General features: G+C 44.6%; 1 protein-coding gene. It reads right to left on the minus strand.

Going from position 1 to position 934, the window contains the following annotated elements; genetic code table 11:
- Window positions 1–7: 7 nt before the first annotated feature.
- The gene (catA, locus tag GV764_RS06860; protein WP_031942326.1) at window positions 8–682 is read right to left on the minus strand and encodes a type A chloramphenicol O-acetyltransferase; all 675 of its coding nucleotides are present in this window, start codon (window positions 680–682) and stop codon (window positions 8–10) included.
- Window positions 683–934: the final 252 nt, after the last annotated feature.

The raw sequence follows: 934 nt of genomic DNA on the forward strand, positions 1-934 counted from the left end.
CACTAAATCAGTAAGTTGGCAGCATCACCCCGCCCTGCCACTCATCGCAGTACTGTTGTAATTCATTAAGCATTCTGCCGACATGGAAGCCATCACAAACGGCATGATGAACCTGAATCGCCAGCGGCATCAGCACCTTGTCGCCTTGCGTATAATATTTGCCCATGGTGAAAACGGGGGCGAAGAAGTTGTCCATATTGGCCACGTTTAAATCAAAACTGGTGAAACTCACCCAGGGATTGGCTGAGACGAAAAACATATTCTCAATAAACCCTTTAGGGAAATAGGCCAGGTTTTCACCGTAACACGCCACATCTTGCGAATATATGTGTAGAAACTGCCGGAAATCGTCGTGGTATTCACTCCAGAGCGATGAAAACGTTTCAGTTTGCTCATGGAAAACGGTGTAACAAGGGTGAACACTATCCCATATCACCAGCTCACCGTCTTTCATTGCCATACGGAATTCCGGATGAGCATTCATCAGGCGGGCAAGAATGTGAATAAAGGCCGGATAAAACTTGTGCTTATTTTTCTTTACGGTCTTTAAAAAGGCCGTAATATCCAGCTGAACGGTCTGGTTATAGGTACATTGAGCAACTGACTGAAATGCCTCAAAATGTTCTTTACGATGCCATTGGGATATATCAACGGTGGTATATCCAGTGATTTTTTTCTCCATTTTAGCTTCCTTAGCTCCTGAAAATCTCGATAACTCAAAAAATACGCCCGGTAGTGATCTTATTTCATTATGGTGAAAGTTGGAACCTCTTACGTGCCGATCAACGTCTCATTTTCGCCAAAAGTTGGCCCAGGGCTTCCCGGTATCAACAGGGACACCAGGATTTATTTATTCTGCGAAGTGATCTTCCGTCACAGGTATTTATTCGGCGCAAAGTGCGTCGGGTGATGCTGCCAACTTACTGATTTAGTG

Source organism: Atlantibacter hermannii (assembly GCF_009907385.1).
Lineage (GTDB): Bacteria > Pseudomonadota > Gammaproteobacteria > Enterobacterales > Enterobacteriaceae > Atlantibacter > Atlantibacter hermannii_A.

Bases quoted from the DNA above. Each gene is read 5' to 3' on its own strand.
- catA (WP_031942326.1), bottom strand. From the start codon at position 682: ATGGAGAAAAAAATCACTGGATATACCACCGTTGATATATCCCAATGG.